19 protein-coding genes are annotated in these 21052 nt (G+C 56.5%); 16 read left to right on the top strand and 3 right to left on the bottom strand.

Annotated elements, in window-relative coordinates:
* Positions 1–110 precede the first annotated feature (110 nt).
* From A7E78_RS12295 to A7E78_RS12350, 12 genes are all read left to right on the top strand, one after another.
* On the top strand, positions 111–1505 hold the full coding sequence (locus tag A7E78_RS12295) for a DegQ family serine endoprotease (RefSeq protein ID WP_072284556.1): 1395 nt from the start codon (positions 111–113) through the stop codon (positions 1503–1505).
* 121 nt (positions 1506–1626) lie between these two features.
* Positions 1627–2637: a ribonuclease Z gene (locus tag A7E78_RS12300; RefSeq protein ID WP_072284557.1), complete on the top strand. Its 1011-nt coding sequence runs from the start codon at positions 1627–1629 to the stop codon at positions 2635–2637.
* 98 nt (positions 2638–2735) lie between these two features.
* The gene (locus A7E78_RS12305; protein WP_072284558.1) at positions 2736–4139 is read left to right on the top strand and encodes a sensor histidine kinase; all 1404 of its coding nucleotides are present in this window, start codon (positions 2736–2738) and stop codon (positions 4137–4139) included.
* A complete protein-coding gene (locus A7E78_RS12310; protein WP_083553079.1) occupies positions 4136–4888 on the top strand; it encodes a response regulator transcription factor in 753 nt (250 codons plus the stop codon). Before A7E78_RS12305 ends, A7E78_RS12310 begins: the two co-directional genes overlap by 4 nt.
* 94 nt (positions 4889–4982) lie before the next feature.
* The gene (locus A7E78_RS12315; protein ID WP_072284559.1) at positions 4983–5537 is read left to right on the top strand and encodes a LutC/YkgG family protein; all 555 of its coding nucleotides are present in this window, start codon (positions 4983–4985) and stop codon (positions 5535–5537) included.
* 13 nt (positions 5538–5550) lie between these two features.
* Complete coding sequence (gene ldhH / locus A7E78_RS12320; protein WP_072284560.1) at positions 5551–7710, top strand: L-lactate dehydrogenase (quinone) large subunit LdhH; 2160 nt, start codon at positions 5551–5553, stop codon at positions 7708–7710.
* 341 nt (positions 7711–8051) lie between these two features.
* Positions 8052–8381 (top strand): hypothetical protein, encoded by a 330-nt coding sequence (locus tag A7E78_RS12325; RefSeq protein WP_072284561.1) that lies wholly within the window; start codon positions 8052–8054, stop codon positions 8379–8381.
* 343 nt (positions 8382–8724) lie between these two features.
* On the top strand, positions 8725–8949 hold the full coding sequence (locus tag A7E78_RS12330; RefSeq protein WP_072284562.1) for a DUF2061 domain-containing protein: 225 nt from the start codon (positions 8725–8727) through the stop codon (positions 8947–8949).
* Positions 8950–8965: 16 nt separating this feature from the next.
* On the top strand, positions 8966–9676 hold the full coding sequence (locus A7E78_RS12335) for a phosphoadenylyl-sulfate reductase (RefSeq protein ID WP_072284563.1): 711 nt from the start codon (positions 8966–8968) through the stop codon (positions 9674–9676).
* Positions 9677–9843: 167 nt separating this feature from the next.
* On the top strand, positions 9844–10749 hold the full coding sequence (gene cysD / locus A7E78_RS12340) for a sulfate adenylyltransferase subunit CysD (protein ID WP_072284564.1): 906 nt from the start codon (positions 9844–9846) through the stop codon (positions 10747–10749).
* Positions 10749–12521, top strand: coding sequence for a sulfate adenylyltransferase subunit CysN (gene cysN, locus A7E78_RS12345; RefSeq protein ID WP_083553080.1), 1773 nt, complete (start codon positions 10749–10751; stop codon positions 12519–12521). Before cysD ends, cysN begins: the two co-directional genes overlap by 1 nt.
* Before the next feature lie 167 nt (positions 12522–12688).
* On the top strand, positions 12689–13981 hold the full coding sequence (locus A7E78_RS12350) for a nitrite/sulfite reductase (protein ID WP_072284565.1): 1293 nt from the start codon (positions 12689–12691) through the stop codon (positions 13979–13981).
* A gap of 575 nt (positions 13982–14556) precedes the next feature.
* Here the strand turns inward: A7E78_RS12350 and A7E78_RS12355 are convergent.
* The 3 genes from A7E78_RS12355 to A7E78_RS12365 form a co-directional block, all read right to left on the bottom strand.
* On the bottom strand, positions 14557–15399 hold the full coding sequence (locus A7E78_RS12355; protein ID WP_072284566.1) for a metal ABC transporter permease: 843 nt from the start codon (positions 15397–15399) through the stop codon (positions 14557–14559).
* A gap of 152 nt (positions 15400–15551) precedes the next feature.
* Positions 15552–16298: a metal ABC transporter ATP-binding protein gene (locus tag A7E78_RS12360; protein WP_072284567.1), complete on the bottom strand. Its 747-nt coding sequence runs from the start codon at positions 16296–16298 to the stop codon at positions 15552–15554.
* Positions 16295–17218, bottom strand: a complete 924-nt coding sequence (locus A7E78_RS12365; RefSeq protein WP_083553084.1) for a metal ABC transporter solute-binding protein, Zn/Mn family — start codon at positions 17216–17218, stop codon at positions 16295–16297. Before A7E78_RS12365 ends, A7E78_RS12360 begins: the two co-directional genes overlap by 4 nt.
* A gap of 371 nt (positions 17219–17589) precedes the next feature.
* On the opposite strand from A7E78_RS12365, the gene A7E78_RS12370 reads away from it, so the two are divergent.
* The 4 genes from A7E78_RS12370 (at position 17590) to A7E78_RS12385 (ending at position 21029) form a co-directional block, all read left to right on the top strand.
* Positions 17590–18027, top strand: coding sequence for a YiiD C-terminal domain-containing protein (locus tag A7E78_RS12370; RefSeq protein WP_072284569.1), 438 nt, complete (start codon positions 17590–17592; stop codon positions 18025–18027).
* A gap of 83 nt (positions 18028–18110) precedes the next feature.
* A complete protein-coding gene (locus tag A7E78_RS12375) occupies positions 18111–18773 on the top strand; it encodes an L-fuculose-phosphate aldolase (protein ID WP_072284570.1) in 663 nt (220 codons plus the stop codon).
* Positions 18766–19929, top strand: coding sequence for a MalY/PatB family protein (locus A7E78_RS12380; RefSeq protein ID WP_083553086.1), 1164 nt, complete (start codon positions 18766–18768; stop codon positions 19927–19929). Before A7E78_RS12375 ends, A7E78_RS12380 begins: the two co-directional genes overlap by 8 nt.
* A complete protein-coding gene (locus A7E78_RS12385) occupies positions 19926–21029 on the top strand; it encodes a hypothetical protein (RefSeq protein ID WP_072284572.1) in 1104 nt (367 codons plus the stop codon). The genes A7E78_RS12380 and A7E78_RS12385 overlap by 4 nt, the downstream gene beginning before the upstream one ends.
* Positions 21030–21052 lie beyond the last annotated feature (23 nt).

Raw genomic sequence — 21052 nt, forward strand, 5'->3', positions numbered from 1 at the left:
GTCGAATCTACAGGTGCGTTAAGCAGCCAGGGTTCCTTGAATGAACGATGCTTGAACTGATAGGTACCGTTGCTGCAAGGCTGTTTCCGTGGTCGTTCAGAGGAGGTCGTATGAGAATATACAGATATGCTTTACTGGTGTTGTTGTCACTGGTCTGGGTGGGTGTCGATCCGGGTTTTCTGGGGGCGGCCACTACGCCTGACTTTGTGACTCTGTCCGAACAACTCAAACCGGCGGTGGTTAACATCAACACCTCCAAAACCGTACAATCCCGGAGACCGGCCCTGCCGGGGCTGCGGGGACCGCAGAGCGACCTTTTTGAAGACTTTTTCGAGCATTTTTTTCAGGGGCAGCCAAACCGCTCCCGCCAGCAGCGTTCTCTCGGTTCCGGCTTTATCATCTCTGCCGACGGCTATATTCTGACGAACCACCATGTGGTTAACGACGCTGATGAAATCAAGGTCAAGCTGGCTGACGGGCGGAGTTTTACTGCTGAGCTTCAGGGCGGGGACAGCAAGCTCGACCTGGCTTTACTGAAGATCGATACCGGTTCTGAAAAGCTGCCGGTAGCGAGTCTCGGTAACAGTGAGTCTCTCAAGGTTGGCGAATGGGTGATGGCCATCGGCAATCCCTTTGGCCTGGCTCAGACAGTGACGGTCGGAATTGTATCGGCCAAGGGGCGGGTAATCGGCGCCGGTCCTTACGACGACTTTATTCAGACCGATGCCTCTATCAATCCCGGCAATTCCGGTGGACCTCTTTTCAATGTTAGGGGTGAGGTGGTCGGCATTAATACAGCCATAGTGGCCGGCGGTCAGGGAATTGGTTTTGCCATTCCCGTTGATATTGCTAAAGATGTCATTGCCCAGTTGCGTGAAACCGGTCAGGTAGTGCGCGGTTGGCTGGGGGTCATGGTACAGGCTATGACCGAAGAGTTGGCGGCTTCTTTCGGCCTGAAGCAAGCCAAAGGGGCGCTGGTGACCGAAGTGGTCAGCGGTTCACCGGCTGAGAAGGCGGGTGTTTTACGGGGAGACGTGATTTTGTCTGTAAACGGCCGGGTAGTAGATGAACTGAACGATTTACCCAAGCAGGTAGCTGCGTTGCCGGTGGGCGAGTCGGCCCAGATTACCGTTTTCCGGGATGGCAAAAAACGCCGGCTTGAAGTCATGATTGCCCGTTTGAGCGATGAAACAGAAATTGCTGAAGGGGGTAGTGCCATAGACGACAAGCTGGGTCTGGGCTTGGTCGACCTGTCTCCGGAGTTGCAGCGTCGCTACCGCCTGGAAGATAGCCGTGGTGCCTTGGTGGCGGCTATCACCCCGGGCGGCCCTGGCGCCACGGCAGGACTGCAGGTTGGAGACCTGATCATCGAGGCTGATGGCCGGGTTGTCGTAGATGTAGCCAGTCTGCGCCGGATGGCCGCTAAGGTCCCTGCCGGGAAGGTGCTACGGTTGTTGCTGCAGCGGCGCAATCAATTACTATACACGGTCATAAAGGTTCCCTAGGAGGCTGGTGGGCTTAACGAGCCGAAACGCAAAATGGGCTGGGCGGTCCATGGAATGTCCAACCGTCTCCGAACTGACATAACCCTGTTCGCGGCAGTGTGCTGGCCGCTTGGCGGTATTTATGAGGTCGGTATTCTATCCGCGCCTGGTCAACGGACCTTTCGGTGACCCTGCGTTGTATATCCATCTGGCCCATCGTGGGCAGGCTCTGCTCTTTGATTGCGGCGAGTTGCACACGCTGACTGTTCGGGAGTTGCTTAAAGTCCGGGCGGTGTTCATATCCCATTGCCATATCGACCATCTGGTTGGTTTTGATTCATTGCTGCGGGCTTTTCTTTATCACGACCGGAATCTGCAACTGTTCGGGCCAGCCGGAATCACCGACCAACTGGCCGGACGTCTGGCCAGCTATACCTGGAACCTTACCGCTGGCTTCTCCTTTGTGCTCACAATACGGGAATGGCGGGGGGGCCGGCTGGAGGAAACGGTTTTCCGCGCTCAAAACGGTTTTACTGCAGAGCCACAACCGGGTCGGGATTGTGCCGACGGGCTGCTTTATGAGACCCCCTTCTGCCATGTGCGGGCGGATCGGCTTGAGCATGGCGACATCAGTTCTCTGGCTTTTTGCTTAGAGGAACCACTGCATATCGCCATTCATCGCGATGTCCTGGAACGTCGCGGTTTTCTGCCCGGGCCCTGGCTGGCCCGGTTTAAGGATTTGGTTCTGCAACAGGCATCCGGTACGACCCTGGTGACTGTGCCTCTGGTCGGTGCTGGCACCGAGGAGGTTTTTCTAGCTGAACTGGCCGAGGAAGTTGCCAGCACGGAGCGGGGCATGAAAGTCTGTTACGTCACCGACGCTTCGCCGACAGGGCCCAATTTGCGTAAGATTGTCGCTTTAGCGACGGATGCTCACCTGTTGGTCATCGAGGCGGTATTTGCCCACCAAGATCTCCCACGAGCCCGCTTGCGCAACCATTTGACGGCGCGCATCGCCGGTTGTCTCGGGCGCCTGGCCGGTGCAATGCGGTTACGGGTCTTTCATCATTCGCCCCGTTATCTTGACCGGCCCGAGTTGTTGGCTGCGGAGGCGCACGATGCTTTTACCCGCGAAACGAAAAAGAGCTCTTGAACGCAGGCAAGGATGTTACCAAATTTGTTTCCGGCTAAAGGGTTGTACTGTGCGAATGCACAGTGCAACCCTTTAGCTTCTGTGATACTTTCCGGCTTATGCGCATTGCTCTCAAACACCAGATTCTGATGGCCCCGGCAGCGGTTCTGCTGCTGATGACCCTGTTGCTATGTTTTCTGCAATATACCTATTGGGAACTTTCTCAAAAAAGGGAACAGCTGCAGAAAACGGGCACCATCATTCTTTCTCTGACCCAGGCCAACATGGCAGCACAACGCATGTTCGACCTGGCTCGGCAGCATGAACTGCGAGTAAGAGAATTTCTGATAGACGATCAACAGATTCAGGAACTGCTCGATCGACTGGAGGAGATGCATGCCCATCTTACTCTGGCAGTGCAGCGCATCATACCGCTGATGGACCTTGAACAGGCCAAGGTCGATGAATTATTGAAAACGGTAGATCAGCTGAATCCCCGCCTTGGCCTCGATCTTACCCAGTTCCTGTCGGGTATGGCTCAACTGCAGCCACAATTGGCCGCTCTGTCGAGTGTAACCCAGCAGATGAAAGAAGCTTCACAGCCCATTACGAGCAAGGATATCGACAAGCTTGTGGATCGGGCGGCGCTGGTTTCAGTTATTGCCCTTGGTGCAGCTATTCCCATCGGTATTCTGCTGTCTCTCTACTTTTCCCGCCATATCCTACGGCGGGTGCAGCGGCTGTCCGATACCGCCGGCAGTATCGTGCGTGGCGACTTGACCCCGCCGGCAGCTCCTGAGGTGGTGCGCGATGAATTGGACGATTTGGCCCTGTCCATCAACCGCATGACCGAGCAGTTAATTCGCGTGGTCGGTACCGAGAAGCTTCTGGAAGGCGCCGAGGAAGAGCGGCGGCGTATCGCCATGGATATTCACGATCAGACCCTTTCCGACCTGTCCTCTATTTTGAGGGGTATGCAGGTACTGCAAAAACAAGAGACTTGTCGTGACCAGGCTGAAGTATTGGAAGTCGAGCTTAAGGGAACCATCGCCGATCTGCGTCATTTGATGGATAACCTGCATCCCCAGACCCTCGACATTCTTGGGCTCGGTGCGGCTCTGCAGTCCCACCTGGAACGCTATATCGGCAAGGGGGATGTGCCCGAATATCACCTGTATATCTCCCCCGAAGTCGATACTGCCGGGCTGCCGAGGTTGACCAAGCTGACCCTCTACCGCATCGCCGTTGAGGCGATTCACAACGTTATCAAGCATGCACGAGCCAGCCGCTACGAGGTAAACCTCGATCTTCGGGGCGATCAGGTAGTGCTGTCGGTGGAAGACAACGGTGTCGGTTTCGATACCCAACAGGTCACTCTGGGGGGAGGACGGGGACTCAATAACATTCGCGAGCGGTCCCGTGCTATCGGCGGTCAGGTCGCCTGGAGTCCGTCGCGTTTTTCTACAGGCACTCGCTTTGAGCTGACCTTGGCCGTGCCGGCCGCAGGAGGAGAGAGAGCATGACCGAACCGGTGCAAATCCTGATTGTGGAAGATAATCCGCGGGATGCGGAATTTTTGGAACAGCTGGTTAAGTCTTGGGATACCCCCTGCCAGATTAACCGGGCCCATAACGGTCTGGTCGCTCTGAAGATGGCTTTGGAGAGCGAACAGCCGCTGGTTATCAGCGATATTCAGATGCCGGAGATGAATGGCATTGAGTTTGCCCGCAATCTGTGGCAACACAAACCCGAAGCGCGCATCGTTTTCTGGAGTCAGTTTAAAGACGAGATGTATGTGCGTACCCTGTCCCGTATCGTGCCCCCCGAGACGGTCTACGGCTATATCCTCAAGTCCAACACCCATGAACGCATCGGCTCGGCGGTTCGTACAGTCCTTCTTGAAGAGCAGTGCTGGATCGACCCCGAGGTGCGCAAAGTACAGGGGCGGGCCGGTCATAGTCAGACAGCTCTGTCCGATATCGAATTCGAGGCGCTGCTTGATATTTCTCTTGGCTTGACCGACAACCTTATCGCCCAGCGTCGTTACTTGTCCCGTCGGGGAGTGCAGAGTCGCCTCAATTCTCTGTACAGCAAGCTTGGCATCGATCAGGAACAGTTCCATAGCGACAAGTTCGGCGATGCCTTCAACTTGCGTAACCGGGCGGTGGCCCTGGCCCTGCGCCGCGGGCTGATTAATGCCTTTGAGCTGGAAAATGAAGAGGGCGAGTTTCAAGCCTGGCTGAAGCGTTACAAGTCCGGCCAGGGGTTGTAATCGGCAGCCTGGGAAATTTTTGACAAGAGACCGTTTTCGGGCGCTACTGTCGTGCCGAGGCGGTCTTTTCTGTTGGTGTTTTGCAGGGAGCGAAATGGAAACTCTCGAACGTTTTATCACTGCTGCTGACCGGGTCGGAGCCCGGGTGGTGCGCTGCCTTGACCGGACTGCTTTGGTCGATTATATCGCTCGCCATGCCGAAGGTCCGGTTCTGCTGCCGGACTTTGCTTCTGGCCGGCGCTTAGGGTTGGCCGAAGCACTCCGCCAATCTGGTTGCGAGGTGTTGACGGAGCATTTTCGCGCCGGTGCGGCCCGGGCCAGTGCCGGAGTAACCGGGGCCAATTTTGCCCTGGCCGATACCGGCACGGTGGTCCTCGACAGCACTGACGAAGCGCTGCGTCTTGCCAGTACCCTGCCTCAACGCCATTTCGTGATTCTCGACCCCCGCAAAATTCTGCCTGACGGCCTGGCTGCAGTGGGGCCATTGCGGGCACTGCAGAGACGCCGGAGCCCAGATTTCATCGCCTTTATTACCGGTCCGAGCCGCACCGCCGATATCGAGCGGGTGTTGACCATCGGTGTGCATGGCCCTGCAGAATTACACATTCTGCTGTTGGAAGGGGTCTCCGAAGATCCCCTGGAAAGCTGATGAGGTCTTTTCTATGAGCCGTCAACGCAGTCGTGATTATCGAGCTCGCATCGATGTCGCCCTGGGTGCCACCCGCCAGCAGGACGCTCTGCACCGTTTTGGCGACGCCTATCTGGAAGCTCGCGAGCAGGCCATGGCCGACCTTGATTTTGAGGCTCAGCGTGAGGCGATTGCCAAACTCAAGGATGAAGTGGGTCTTCATCGCCGGCAGTATCTCGATCAGTTCATTGAGCTAGCCGAAAAGGCCGGCGCTCACGTGTTCCAAGCCGCCGATGCGTCGGTCGCCAACGACTATATCGTTGAGTTGGCCCGCCGTCGTGGCGCCAAGCTGGCAGTGAAGAGTAAGAGCATGGCCAGTGAAGAAGTCGGACTCAATCAGGCCCTGCGCGAAGCAGGCGTCGAAGCCCTGGAGACCGATCTTGGCGAGTGGATTGTACAGCTCGCCGGTCAGCGGCCGAGCCATATGGTGATGCCGGCTATTCATATGTTCCGCGATGAGGTAGCGGCCCTGTTCGGCCAGGTAACTGGTCAGGCGGAGCCTGCTGATATCGAACACCTGGTGGCTGTGGCTCGGCAGCAATTGCGGGATAAATTTTTGCAAGCCGATATGGGCATCAGTGGTGCCAATCTGGCGGTTGCTGAAACTGGGTCTCTGGCGTTGGTGACCAACGAGGGCAATGCCCGGTTGGTCGCGACTTTGCCGCCAGTGCATGTGGTGCTGGTCGGCATCGACAAGTTGGTGCCCACCCTTGAGGATGCCATGCGTGTTTTGCAGGTTCTGCCCCGCAGTGCTACAGCTCAAGCTCTGACCTCCTACGTCAGTTGGATTCGTGGCCCGGTGCCTCAGGAAGGGGCAGCCAAGGAGCTGCACATCGTGTTGCTCGATAATGGACGCAGCGCCTTGGGCGAGGCTGCCGATTGCAAGGATGCTTTGCGTTGTCTCCGCTGCGGTGCCTGTGCCAACGTGTGTCCCGTGTACCAGACCATCGGCGGTCATGTCTTTGGTCGCACCTATGTCGGCGCTATCGGAGTTGTGTTAACGGCCTTTTTCGAGGGTTTGGAGCCGGCTGCTGAACTGGTGAAGGCTTGTATCGGATGCCGAGCTTGTGCCGCAATCTGTCCCGCCAAAATTGACCTGGAAGAAATCATTCTAAAGCTGCGCCGCCGCATCGGTGATCAGGAAGGCCTCGGCCTCGGCAAGTCTCTGCTCTTTCGCAAGGTGTTGCGCAACCGGCGGTTGTTTCATACGCTCTTGCGCAGCGCGGCTCGTTTGCAAAAGCCGCTCACGGGAAACCGGGGCAGTATTCGTCATCTGCCTTTGCACTTCTCTTCCCTCACCGAGTGGAGAACCCTGCCGGCCATTGCCGACAAGCCCTTGCGTGATCTTATGCCTGCGGTAGACGAGCAGCTTCAAGCCCCCCGCCTGCGGGTTGCTCTCTTCGCCGGCTGTGCCACCGACTTTGTGCATCCGCAAATCGGCCTCTCCCTTGTCGCTGTTCTTAACCGCTGCAATATTGCCGTGACACTGCCTCAAGGCCAATCTTGCTGTGGAATCCCAGCGCTCTACAGCGGCGACAGGCAGACGGCCATGGAGTTGGCTCGGCAGAATGTTCGGGAGTTGCTGGCCGATGATCCCGATGCGGTAATTACTACCTGCCCGACCTGTACCGCGGCCCTTAAACAGCATTTTGTCGAATTGTTGCAAGACGATGGGGATTATGCCGAGGCGGCCCGGCGACTGGCGGCCATCACTTTCGATGCGGCGGCCTTTGTTGCAGAGCAACAGTCGGATTTGTCAGCGGCGGACAATCGAGGTGTCGTGACCTATCACGATTCTTGTCACCTCAAGCGCGGGTGCGGCGTCTGGCAGGAGCCGCGGCAGTTGTTGGCCAGGGCTGGCTGGCAGTTGGTGGAGATGGAGCGGGCCGATCGTTGTTGTGGTTTTGGCGGCAGCTATTCCTTTGCCAGTCATCCGGAAATTAGTCGTGAAATTACCAAGGACAAGATCAATTCCATTTTACGCAGCGGCGCCGATGTGGTGGCTGTTGACTGCCCCGGTTGCCTGATTATGCTACGGGGGGCCCTGGAAAAACGCGGTTTGCCGCAACGGGTAGCTCATACTATGGAGTTGCTCAGCGAGGCTTCGGACACAGGGAGTGATGGGGACGAGTGACGGGATGAGTTGTCCACTGCTTTCGCTTGTGAACCTGCGGAGCTTGTCGAGAGTTTTGGGTGTTTGATTGCAGTTATTCCGGGTGTTTACAGGGATTGCTTGTGGCTTGGAAGGGGAGAACTCTGGGTTATCAAGGTTTTCCACAGGTCTATCCACAGGGCACGGGGCAATCCGTAACGGCTTATCGGGTCTTTTGATTAGGAGACAATGTGGGCATAATTAGTGGGTTGGGGGTGTTGGCAGCCGGTTTAGCTTGGATACGATGTCGCCGTAAGCCTAATGCAGCACCTGGCGTTACCTTTGATGATAAAACAGATCACTTACAGATAGAGGAGGAGGTCATGGCTGAACGGCCCTATTGCGGTCCTGACGGTAGCCAGATTGTCGACCAGATTGCAGAAGAGTTAATAGAGGATCCGCAACTTCGCCAGCGCTGGATCGAATTTGACCAGCAGTTTCTTGAGCAGTGTGTCATGGGGGGGGGACAGGGTCTGGTCTTTAATCGTGAAGGCGTTATCGCTCTTGGTACAGTCGATGAGGACCTGCTGCGTTTGGGTATAAAAATTTATAATGCGGCGAGCCGAGAGGCGGTGCGCCAGCGTTCGACCCGCTATCGAGTTCTTAACCTGCTGGCCATGATCCATCATATGGCATTGCGAGCCTGTCAGTAATTACAGGCTTCCGATCTTTCCCGTTTAGTCCTTCTTGCACCTGCTCACTCAGTAAATCCCCAGCGATCACACTGTGAAAACAAACAGAGTCCGGAAGTAACACACCAGTTTAGTGTGTTACTTCCGGACTTTTTTTGTGTCTATACTTTCTGCGGTTCAAATAAAGGCAAGCATAGTAAAGCTAAAAATATTAGCTAGTTGCGTTACTTTCTTTTAAAAGCACGGTTATCTGCCGTGGAAACGCAGGGGCTTTTCTGTGATTTTATTCTTGACAGAATCCGTGTGTATAAAATAGGATCCTTTGGAAATAAACAAGTAAAACGATGTGGTTTAGGAGTGAGCGATGGAGTCGACACGGCGCAGTATTGTTAAAGCACTTTCCTGGAGGGTGCTGGCTACGGCCATTACCACGGGCCTTATTTATGTCGTTACCGGCGAGGGCGAGTTTGCCGCCAGTATCGGTTTGGCGGATACCCTGTGCAAGTTGTTCATCTACTTTGGCCACGAGCGGATATGGAACCGCATCCCCTTCGGCCGACCGGAGCGGGAACCGGAATATTTCATCTGACCTGACGGAGGAAAAAATGTCTCAACCCTCGCAACAAACAGCAAGCTTGCCGCAATTGGCGGCTGATGCCCAAGCGGAGCAGATCCTCGCTGCGGGTATCGCTGCCGCCACCGGTCCCGTGACCCTGGCCTGTTCCTTCAGTGTCGAGGACGTAGTGCTTATCGATATCCTGCATAAAGTGGCTCGGGAAGTGAGGGTGTTTGCCCTCGATACCGGTCGTCTTAACGAAGAAACCTACGAGGTGGCCGAGGCACTGCTTGAACGCTATGCATTGAGCATCGACTGGTATTTTCCAGAGCGCCAGGCGGTGGAACAGCTGGAACGGGAGAAGGGACTTTTTTCCTTCCGTGCCAGTCTCGACAATCGTCACGAGTGCTGCCGTATTCGCAAGGTCGAGCCCTTGCGTCGCGCCTTGAGCGGCAAAGGAGGGTGGATCACAGGCCTGCGCCGAGCGCAGAGCGTAACCCGCACCGAGCTTGCGTCCATCGAGGTCGACCAGGCAAACGGTGGCCTGCTGAAGATCAACCCGTTGCTCAACTGGAGTGACGAGCAGGTCTGGGACTATGCCAAAGAGCACCGCCTGCCGGTCAATCGCCTGCATCGTCAGGGCTATCCTTCCATCGGCTGCGCTCCCTGTACCCGGCCAGTTCGGGAAGGGGAGCATCCCCGCGCGGGACGCTGGTGGTGGGAGAATCCGGAACATAAAGAGTGCGGCCTCCACCGATAGGGGTTGGCGCTTCGCCTTTTGCCCGATGCCGGCGTTGGCTGCGTCGCTCGCATCCTCGACGTAGCTTTCGCTACGCCTGCGGTGCTTGCTTCTTGCCGCCTTGGCCTCGAGCAAAAATCGAAGCGCTGGTAGTGGGTTGCTAAATAAGGACCAAGAACAATTACTAGATGGAGAAGATCATGACTCACCTGGAACAGTTGGAAGCGGAAAGTATCCACATCATTCGCGAAGTCGCAGCCGAATTCGAGAATCCGGTAATGCTCTATTCGGTGGGCAAGGATTCGGCGGTCATGCTGCACCTGGCACGCAAGGCCTTCTACCCGGCCCGGCCGCCTTTTCCGCTGATGCATGTGGATACCACCTGGAAGTTCCGGGAGATGATCGAATTTCGCGACCGCATCGCGGCCGAATATGGTTTTGATCTTCTGGTTCACGTCAACCAGGAAGGGGTGGATCAGGGAATCGATCCCTTTGTTCACGGCTCGGCGGTGCATACTGACGTGATGAAAACCGAGGGTCTCAAACAGGCTCTCGATAAGTACAAATTCGATGCGGCATTCGGCGGCGCCCGGCGGGACGAAGAGAAGTCCAGGGCCAAGGAGCGGATTTTTTCCTTTCGCACCGCCAGCCACCGCTGGGATCCGAAGAACCAACGCCCCGAGTTGTGGAATGTTTACAACGCCCGGGTTCAGCCCGGCGAGAGCATTCGGGCCTTTCCGCTCTCCAATTGGACCGAGCTCGACGTGTGGCAGTATATCCACCTGGAAAATATTCCGATCGTGCCCCTCTATCTGGCCAAAGAGCGGCCGGTCGTGGAGCGAGATGGAATGCTGATATTGGTAGACGATGATCGCCTCAAGTTGCACCCCGGCGAGCAGGTACAGACAAAGTCGGTTCGCTTTCGCACTCTCGGCTGTTACCCCTTGACCGGGGCGGTGGAATCGACGGCTGCCACCCTGCCGGAAGTCATTCAGGAGATGCTTCTGACCCGCACTTCGGAGCGGCAGGGCCGAGTCATCGATCATGATCAGAGTGGATCCATGGAGAAAAAGAAGCAGGAGGGATATTTCTAATGGCACATCAATCGGAACTTATAGCTGAAGATATTCATGCCTACCTGAAAAGTCAGGAAGAGAAGGGGTTGCTGCGTTTCATCACCTGCGGCAGTGTTGACGACGGCAAGAGTACCCTTATTGGTCGCTTGCTTTGGGATTCAAAGATGGTTTTCGAGGATCAGTTGGCTGCTTTGAGCGCCGACAGTAAGCGGGTCGGCACCCAGGGAGAGAATATCGATTATGCCCTGTTGCTCGACGGGCTTCAGGCCGAGCGGGAGCAGGGTATCACCATCGATGTGGCTTACCGCTACTTTTCCACCGACAAGCGTAAATTTATCGTTGCCGATACTCCCGGTCATGAACAATACACCCGCAATATGGTCACCGGTGCCTCGACGGCTCAGGTCGCGGTGATCCTGATCGATGCCCGCAAGGGCATTTTGACCCAGACCCGGCGCCACAGTTACCTGGTTTCTCTGGTCGGCATCCGTAGGGTGGTGCTGGCGGTCAATAAAATGGATCTGGTCGATTACAGCGCGGAACGTTTCGAGGCCATCCGCGAGGAATACCAGCGTTTCGCCTCCGGGCTGGGTTTCGAAGATATTACCGCAATCCCGATTTCGGCTCTGGAGGGGGATAATGTGCTGCACGTTAGTGAGCGGACCCCTTGGTACGAAGGGCCGGGTTTGCTGGAGCATTTGGAGTCGGTACAAATCGAAGATTGCGCAGTCAATCGACCCTTTCGCCTGCCGGTACAGTGGGTCAATCGACCTGATCTGGATTTTCGCGGGTTTTGCGGAACCATCGTCTCCGGTACGATTCGTCCGGGCGATCCGGTGGTGGTGAGCAGTTCCGGTCAGACCAGCCGCGTGGCGCGCATTGTCACGCTGGGTGGGGACTTGCCGCAGGCCGTCGCAGGCCAGGCAGTGACCCTGACCTTAACTGATGAGATAGATATCAGTCGCGGCGATTTACTGGCTGCTCCCGGGCAGCGACCGGCTCAAAGCGATCAACTCGAAGCCCATCTGGCCTGGCTGCACGAACAGCCTCTGGCTCCCGGTCGTAGCTATTTGCTCAAAACCGCAGCGGGCACCGCTCCCGCCCAGGTGCGGCAGATCAAGCACAAGATCGATGTCAATACGCTGCAGCAACTCTCTGCCGATGCTTTGGAACTCAACGAAGTGGGTTTGTGTCAGATCACGGTGAGCAAAGACATCGCCTTTGATCCTTATCGCGACAACGACGGCACGGGCAGTTTTATCCTCATCGATCGTCTGAGTAACGCAACGGTGGCCGCCGGAATGATTCACCGGGCTTTGTCGAAATCCACTACTGAGAACGGAAGGTTTCAGCCGTTGGGTAAGGAAGCTCGAGCGGCTCTTAAAGGCCAGCAACCCAAGGTGGTATGGTTTAGCGGTCCCCTTGATGAGTCCGTCTCCGAGTTGCCGCAACAGCTGGAGAGCAGACTGCATAGCCTGGGACGTCATACCTGCCTTCTCGATGGAGAAAAACTGAGGGACACTCTTGGTTGTGATCTGGACGACCAGGCCCATCTGCAACGGGTTGCGGAGGTTGCCCGGTTGATGACTGAGGCAGGCCTGATTGTTCTGGTGGTTGCCGCTGCACCACCAAGTCTGGTTGAAGGTTTAAACGGTGATCAGTTTGCTGGCGGAGAGTTGTTGCATATCTACCCCTGTGCCAGGGAACAGGACGATGATGCGGTTATTAAGGACCATGTTTTCCCTCTGGGAGAACAAGTGGAGAGACTGCTGGAAAGGATAGCTGCCTAAGGAAGCCGATTGATTGACATTGCAGTCTTTAACGGTTAACAGGTGTGCGAAGGGGCCGATATGTTGACCTTTGCTGATCCAAAGAGCATAGTGGTGGTTGCTGGTCAGGTGAAAACTCTCGCGCCAGCTGCTTTTTGGCTATGTATACTTATGCAAGGATTTGTTTTATGAATCACTCCATCGATTATCGAACTCTCAAGATAAATGGTATTTATCAGTCAAACGCCGCCGGCGATCTGATGTTGAGGATCAAGCTGCCGGCCGGTTTACTCTCGGCTGTGCAGGCTACGGTTGTGGCCGATCTTGCTGAAGAATTCAGTGGCGAAACGTTGCATCTGACCTGTCGTGGCAATATAGAACTGCACGGCTTGCGTGGCGAAAATATTGCGCAGGTATTCCGACGCCTGCAGGCCGTCGGCCTGACCAGCCGGGGCGCCTGTGGTGGTGCAGTGCGGGCGGTAGCCTGCAGTACAGATGGCGGCAATTTCGACCGTATTCAAATGCTGGTGGAGCGCTTGCATCGGTATTTTACCGGCAATCCCCATTTTGAAGGCCTGCCGAAAAAATTCAAGATGGCGGTAGAAAACGGATACCAGGGGGCTCGCCATCTCTGTCAGGATTTGGCGCTCGTTTATCTCGGCCGGGAAGGAGATCGGGAATTATGTGATCTGTGGGTGGCCGGCGGCCTCGGTCGTCAGCCGCAGGAGGCCTTCCTGTTGGCGAATCGAGTGCCGATAGAGCGATTGCTGCCCATGGTTGAAGGGGTAATCCGCGTCTATCAGCAGCATGCATCGGCCGGCAAGCGCCTCAAGCATTTGTTGGCAGAGATCGGCGAACAGGAGTTTCGTTCTCTGTTGTCCAAAGAAACCACCGGCACGGCGCCTCTGCCGCTGGCCACTCCCCTCGACGATCAGTTCGGAGTATCTATCGCGCCGGGCACCAATGGTTGGGTTGAGCTGCCGGCCCCGGGGGCACAGTTGGCGAGTGGCGATTTACGCAAGGTCGCGGCCATCGCTGATGCGTCAGGCGACGGTTTTCTGGCAATCAGCCGCGAACAAAACCTGCTGGTTTCCCTCGGCGCTGGTGTCGATGAACCGAGGTTGCGCACCGCTCTGCAACAGCTCGGGCTGCCCTCAGACGAAGCGTTTCTGCGGTGCCGGGTCTGTCCCGGTAGCCACGACTGTCCCAAGGGGTTGGTGGCGACCCGTGATCTGCTCGGCCAAATTGAAAAAGTTTTGGGAACGCAAAGTCGGGCGCAAAGCTGGGCCATCTCCGGTTGCCCCAACGGCTGCTCACAGCCGCAACTGGCCGACTATGGGATTGTTGGCACTAAAAAGGCGACGGAGAAGCAGGAAGCCCGTTATGATCTGCTGCGCCGGGATGGCGAGGGGTTTGGTCAACCGCTGCACATCGGGCTGAGCGAAGCTGAGTTGCTGGTGCGGCTTGCCGAGCTGGGCTGAGAGGAAATCTGAATGCGGTTGCTTGGGCGATGGTTTGTAATCAGCTTGTTGCTGTTGTTTGTCCTGAGTGGCTGTGCAAAGAGGCTTTCAGGGCTTGAGTTGGTTGTTCCGTCGCGGTGAATTTTGTCGCAGTAGGGGGCGGCGCTGTTGCAGTCAGAGAGACAATAGTCAGAAAAATCGCCAATCGATGCACCACGAAGTACAAGAAGACCACGAAGTAAACCCAAGCCTCGGGTTGCAGGTTTGACTCTCTTCGCGGCTTCGCGTGAAACGTGACTTGACCTGTCTTTTGCACATCCGAAGGCGCAAGGAAAACCCTTAGATACATAGCCTCACACAACGTCGCGACCACGCCACGAAATCAAAATCGAAATTACCTAATGTATGCATGTCCTATTGTGTTTTCACGTCACGTTTTTTGCGTTGTGGTGTGAGACCGCCTTCAGCCGTCTTCGTGTCTTTCGCGGTTAATATCTGCCTTTGATCAGTTTTTAGCAGATCAAGACTCTACCTGACGTAAAAAGCCCTGCCAGAAGCGGGGCTTTTTCATATCCAGAAACTATTGGGGGATCGACTCAGGCCGCCCTGCGCCGCAACTGCCATTGGTGCCATGCGGCCTTACCGACGGTGGCCAGCAGGTAAGCAAGCCCGGTGAGCAGCACCGTTACGGCCCCTGACGGCAGATCGTACTGGTAGGAGACGGCCAGGCCGCCGCTGGTGAAGAGGAGTCCGAGAATCATGGCCACGATCATCATTTTCCCCAAGGCTTTGACAAACTGACCTGCGATGGCCGCCGGCAGGGCAAGCAGGGCGATGACCATGATCAGGCCGACCACCTGAATCAGGATGACTACCGTCAGGGCCACCAGGCAGAGCAGCAACAGGGAAAAGAGCTTGACCGGAACCTGGCGCAGTTCAGCGAACTCTTCATCGAAGGAGACCGCCAGCAACTGTTTGTAGAAGAGAAGCACAAACAGTACGATGCCGAGGTCGAGCCAGAAGATCAGGTAGAGGTTGTGCCGGGGAATCATCAGGATGTTGCCGAACAGATAACTCATCAAGTCGACGTTGTAACCGGGGGTAGCCGAGATGAACAATACCCCGGCGGCCATGCCTACTGCCCACAGGGCACTGATAGCCGTGTCTTCCTGTTTTTGCCAGTAGATACCGACGATACCGATAACCAGGGCTGCCAAGAGGGCCGTGATGATGGCACCGGCCACCGGGTTGCGCCCAAGGAAATAGGCCAGGCCCATGCCGCCGAGTACTGCATGGGCGATGCCGCCGGCCATGTAGCCGATGCGCTTGACCACCACGTAGGAGCCGGCGATGCCGCATGCGACACTGGCCAGCAGGCCACCGATCAGTGCGTTTTGCATGAAGGTCTGGGAAACCAGGGCGTGTAGGAGGTCTTCCATGGTCGTTATCCTGTGGGAGAAAAAGACTTTATTTTGAAAAGCCGTAACATGTGATGCGTGAGGAGTAATGGGTTAAACCTTTTATGCCTTACGCCTTACGGCTTTTGACTAGTCAATTTTAAGCCAAGTGCATCACCTGGCTTACCAAGATCTTAATCGTGGCCGTGAATCAGGGTGTCGTGTTGTACCACCTTGAGAGGGCCACCGTACAATTCTTCGATCATTTTGCCGGTTAGCTCCGCTGCGGGGTGACAGACCAACCGGCGGTTGAGGCAGGCGACCCGGGTGATGTAGCGGGTGATGAATCCGACGTCGTGGGAAACGACGATGACGGTCAATCGCTCGTTGAGGCGTTTGAGCAGTTCGAAAACCCCCTCTTCGACCTTCGGGTCGATATGGGCTGTCGGTTCATCGAGGATCAGCACCTCTGGATTGCACGCCAAAGCGCGGGCGATGAGCACCCGCTGCAATTGACCGCCGGACAGGGCCGTCAGAGGCCGTTGTTCCAGGTCGAGGATTTCCACCTCGGCCAGAGCCTGCCGGGCGGCTTCCCGGTCCTGGCGAGTGTAGCCGAACAATGTCCGGGTCTTGCCGAGTCGACCCTGCAATACCGTATTCAATACGCTGATCGGAAAGTTACGGTCAAAAGTGGCAAACTGGGGTACATAGCCGATCTTCAGCCGTGCCTCTGCAGGGCTGCTGCCGAAAATCTCGATGGTTCCCTTCTGCGGGGCCAAGAGGCCGAGAATCAACTTCAGCAGGGTGCTCTTACCGCTGCCGTTGGGACCGACTATGCCGAGAAAGTCTTTATCCCGGATGGTCAGACAGATGTCTTCCAATACCGACAATTCGTTATAGCGAAAATAAACGCCGTCGAGGATGATGATCGGTTCGCTCATAGAGAAATTTCCAGAGAGCGGGCGAAGGCTTCGGCCGTTCGCCGCATGTTGGCAAGGTAATCCTCGGCCAGGGGATCGATAGCCACGACGCGGCCGTCGATAGCCCGGGCGATGGTCGCGGCAGTAGTGCGGCTGAACTGCTGTTGCACGAATATTACGGAAATATGGTTGTCTTTAGCCTGCTGGATGATGTCGGCCAAGGCGCGGGGGCCGGGTTCCTTGCCCGAGGCTTCGACGGCGACCTGCTGCAGATCATAGGCTGCGGCGAAATAACCCCAGGATGGATGAAAAACCAAAAAGCTTCGTTTCTTCAGATTCATCAGTTGCCGGCGAATGGTACGGTCGAGATTGTCAAGATCGCGGGTAAAAGAATCGGCACCGGCCTGGTAATCTTCAGCGCCGGCCGGATCGACGGCGGTCAGGGTCACCCGAATGCGCTCGGCCATTTGTTTGACCAGGTTCGGATCGGTCCAGAGGTGAGGATCCTTCTCCTCCTCTTTCGCCGGGGCTTTTCGCTCTATTTCGTGTTGATCTTCTTCGGTGTGGTGATGATGGTGGTGTTCTAGCGACCGCAGCTCCAGTCCCTGGCGCAGATCGATAATTTCCATGGCCGGATTGAGGGTGGCCACCCGTTTCATCCAAACCTTCTCAAAGGGTACACCGATGCGATAGTAGAGCTGAGCTTGGGAAAGGGCCGTCATCTGTTTCGGCTTCGGTTCGTAAGTGGCCGGGCTGCGGCCGGGGCCGACCATGACCTGCACGGCAACTCGCTGGCCGCCGACCCTCTCGACAAAGTATTTCAAGGGTAGGACACTGGTGAAAACCTGCATGGGAGTGCCCGTTTGAGCATTGGCTGCGCCAGCCAATGAGCAGAGCAGAGTTATACTCAACAGGAGTGTTTTAGCGGTTAAAAACTTCATTATGGACATCTCCGGGGAGCGTCTTGACGAAAGGTTGAGCCCTCTATGACGATCACTGAACGATGAAGCTCAGTATAGCACAAGGTGTTTGAATGAGAATCATAAAAGCTAAAGCCTGTGCCGGTAACCCACTGAAAAGACAAAGTGCTTTCGCTGCTGCGGAGCAGGCGGGTTTTTTGAGAGATGGAGATAGCTCTTGACAGGTTCGGGGCAAAAAAAGGACAATCGGATCCATGCAAAAAACCGCATAAAGGTGTTTTTGTGACTCAGTGTTGCCGTCAGGTCAGTTTCCTGGCCACCTGGCATTAGGGTTGATCGAAACGGATCAATCCTTTTTTTTCCCTAAAGGGCCCTTACCCGCAGGAGCCGTCATGTACCAACAAGCGCTCAGGGAACTCAACGAGCGATTTATCCGGCAGATTCCCTTGACCGATCATATGGGGCTGGAGATCAGTTCTTGGGACGGTTCTGCCCTTCGGATGGACGCGCCGCTGAAGCCCAACCGCAACGATAAAGGTACTGGTTTCGCCGGCAGCATCGCAAGTCTGGCGACTTTTGCCGGTTGGGCGCTTATTACTCTGGCGGTAGAGGAGCGCTGCGGAGCGGCGGAAGTGGCGGTCTATCGCAGCGAGATCAGTTACCGGCGGCCAATCGATGGCGATTTTTACGCCTTATGTCAGTTGCCCAAAGAGGTTGAACTGACAGGTTTTTGGCAAACGCTGAAGCAAACCGGCAAGAGCCGGCTGGAACTGGCGGTGACTGTATTTCAAGACGGCGAAGAGCGAGTGCGGTTTCAGGGGCCTACGTAGTACGACTGCGCTAGCTTTGGCCGGAAGCGGGAATAGATTGATTCATGATTTTCGATAAGCATTAAGTTCAGGGGAAATACACCATGCTACTGCAGGAACAACGGGAAGCCATCGTCAAGTTCGGTCAGAAAATGATCACCTCGCAGCTGACCACCGGGGCGGGCGGTAATTTGAGTATTTTCGATCGTGCCAGCGGTAGAGTCGCCATCAGCCCTAGCGGCATCGAGTATTTCGACCTGCAGCCGGAGGACGTGGTTATCACCGATCTCGACGGGCAGGTCATCGAGGGCCAATATACCCCCTCCAGCGAGCTCGGTTTTCACCTCGCCCTTTATCGTCAGCGCCCCGATGTGAACGCCGTTCTTCATACCCATTCGGTGTATGCCACTACCATCGCTTGTCTGGGCTGGGAAATTCCAGCGGTGCACTATCTGGTGGGTTTTTCCGGTCACAAGGTGCCCCTGGCTCCTTACGCCACCTTCGGCACCCCGGAGCTGGCTCACAATGTGGCGACCGCTATCGGCGATTACAATGCCGTGTTGCTGGCGAACCATGGGCTGGTGGCTGTCGGCGCCGATCTCAGCCGCGCTTTTAATACGGCCGAGGAGATCGAATTGGTGGCGCGGATTTACTATCAGACCAAGTCGGTGGGCAACCCGGTAATCTTGCCCGGGGAGGAAATGGATCGGGTGTTGGACAAGTTCGCTACCTACGGTCAGTCCCCCAAGGATGAGAGTAATGTTTGATTTCGACCGAATCGTTGATCGCAGCGGTAGCGGTTCCCTCAAGTGGGATCGCTATGCCGGGCGCGACGTGCTGCCCCTATGGGTGGCGGATATGGATTTTGCCGCTCCTCCGGCGGTTCTCGCCGCCTTGCAGCAGCGGGTCGAGCATGGCGTGTTCGGCTATACCCATGCCCCCGAAGAGCTGGTCGAGGTGATTCTCGAGCGGCTTTGGCAGCGCCATCGCTGGAGGGTACAAGCCGAGTCGCTGGTCTGGTTGCCGGGTCTGGTGGTGGGGTTGAACGTTGCCTGCCGGGCGGTGGGAGAAGAGGGTAGTGAAGTACTGTCCATGACGCCTATTTATCCACCCTTTCTGTCCGCACCGAAATTGTCGGGTCGCAAACTGGTAACGGTGCCGATGATGCAGGAAGGAACCCGGTGGCTGATCGATTTCGAAGCGATGGAGGCCGCCATTACTCCGGCAAGTCGCCTGTTGTTGCTCTGTAGCCCTCAAAATCCAACCGGACGGGTCTTTAACAAGCAGGAACTCGGACAACTGGCCGAGTTCTGCCAGCGCCACGATCTGATTCTCTGCTCCGACGAAATCCACGGCGACCTGGTGCTTGAACCGGACTGTGAACATTTGCCCACGGCCTCCCTCGACGCCGGGATAGCCGCTCGCACCATCACCCTCATGGCTCCGAGCAAAACCTTCAATCTGCCCGGTCTCAACTGTGCCTTTGCCATCATCACCGACGCAAGCCTGCGCCGCCGTTTTCAGCGGGCCATGGCCGGCATCGTGCCTTACGTTAATCTGTTCGGCTATGTCGGTGCCCTTGCCGCCTACCGTGACAGCGGTGATTGGCGCGCGGCATTGCTCGATTACCTACGTGACAACCGGGCGCTGGTGATGGACGCCCTGGGGACCATGTCCGGCTTGCAGGCCACCTGCGGTGAAGCGACCTATCTGACCTGGGTCGACGCTCGTAACACCGGTCTCTCAGAACCGGCAAAATTCTTCGAGGAGGCCGGCGTCGGCCTCTCCGATGGCGCTGAATTTGGTGCGCCCGGTTTTCTACGTCTAAATTTCGGCTGCCCGCGCTCTGTGCTCGAACAAGGTCTGGAACGTATGGCACGTGCGACGAACGGTCTGGCCTGCAGTATTAAGGAGCGTCGATGACTCCATATCAACAGGTCATCAGTTCGACCACCGTTGAACTGCCGCGCCCGGCCCTTAGGGAAATGGTGCGCCTGATGCGCGCCCTCTACGCCCTCGGCCATCTACCCGCCTATCGAGAACGGGTCCTGCCCCAGCTGCCGTCGGTGGCGCGCTTCGATCCCGGGCACGATGCGGTGATGATGGGTTACGATTTTCATCTCACCGAGGAGGGTCCGCGTCTCATCGAAGTCAACACTAATGCCGGGGGCGGATTGCTGGCCTATCAGGCCCAATACGGCTTTAAGGGTGAGGGCTCTACCGACCTGGACCGCCTGCAACGAGGATTTCTTGTCTCCTTCGGCGAAGAATTGGCCCGCCATGGCCGCTCTGGCTTAAAGCGGGTAGCCATTATCGACGAGACGCCATCGGAACAGTTTCTCTATCACGAGATGCTGACCTACGCCGACTTGCTGCAACAGCAGGGCATCGACGCCCAGGTGGTCGATCCCTCTGCGTTGCAGGCCGATGAAAACGGCGTGCTGCTTCAGGGCCAGACCGTCGATCTGGTCTACAATCGCCACTGCGATTTCTATCTCGATAGCGAGGCTATGTCCGGTTTGCGCGCTGCCTACCTGGCCCAAAAGGTCTGCCTCACCCCCAACCCCTTCGTCTACGGTCTGCTGGCCGACAAGCGGCGCATGATCCTTTGGTCCGATCCGGCCTTTCTGGCTGAACTTGGATTGAGTGATCGGGGCGTCGATCTGTTGTTGCGAACTGTGCCGCAAAGCCGCCTGCTGGCTGACGTGGATGTGGAGCAGGCCTGGCAGCAGCGTAAGCAGTTGGCCTTCAAGCCGGTGACTCGCTTCGGCAGTCGCGGTGTGCTGTTGGGCCGTAAGATCTCCCGCAAGCGTTTCGACGAGCTGACGCCGGACGAGACATTGGTCCAGCAGTTGGTGCCTCCCTCCGAAGTAACCGCCGAGAACGGCGAAGTTATGAAAGCCGACTTTCGCCTGTTCGCCTATCGCAACCGCCTGCTTGGCGTCGCGGCCCGTCTCTACCAGGGCCAGGTCACCAATATGCGCACCCCCGGTGGAGGCTATGCGCCGGTACGGATTGTTTAGTTCCCGAGCTGCAACTCCTGAAA

Origin of the sequence: Syntrophotalea acetylenivorans, from assembly GCF_001887775.1 — a bacterium.
GTDB classification, from domain to species: domain Bacteria; phylum Desulfobacterota; class Desulfuromonadia; order Desulfuromonadales; family Syntrophotaleaceae; genus Syntrophotalea_A; species Syntrophotalea_A acetylenivorans.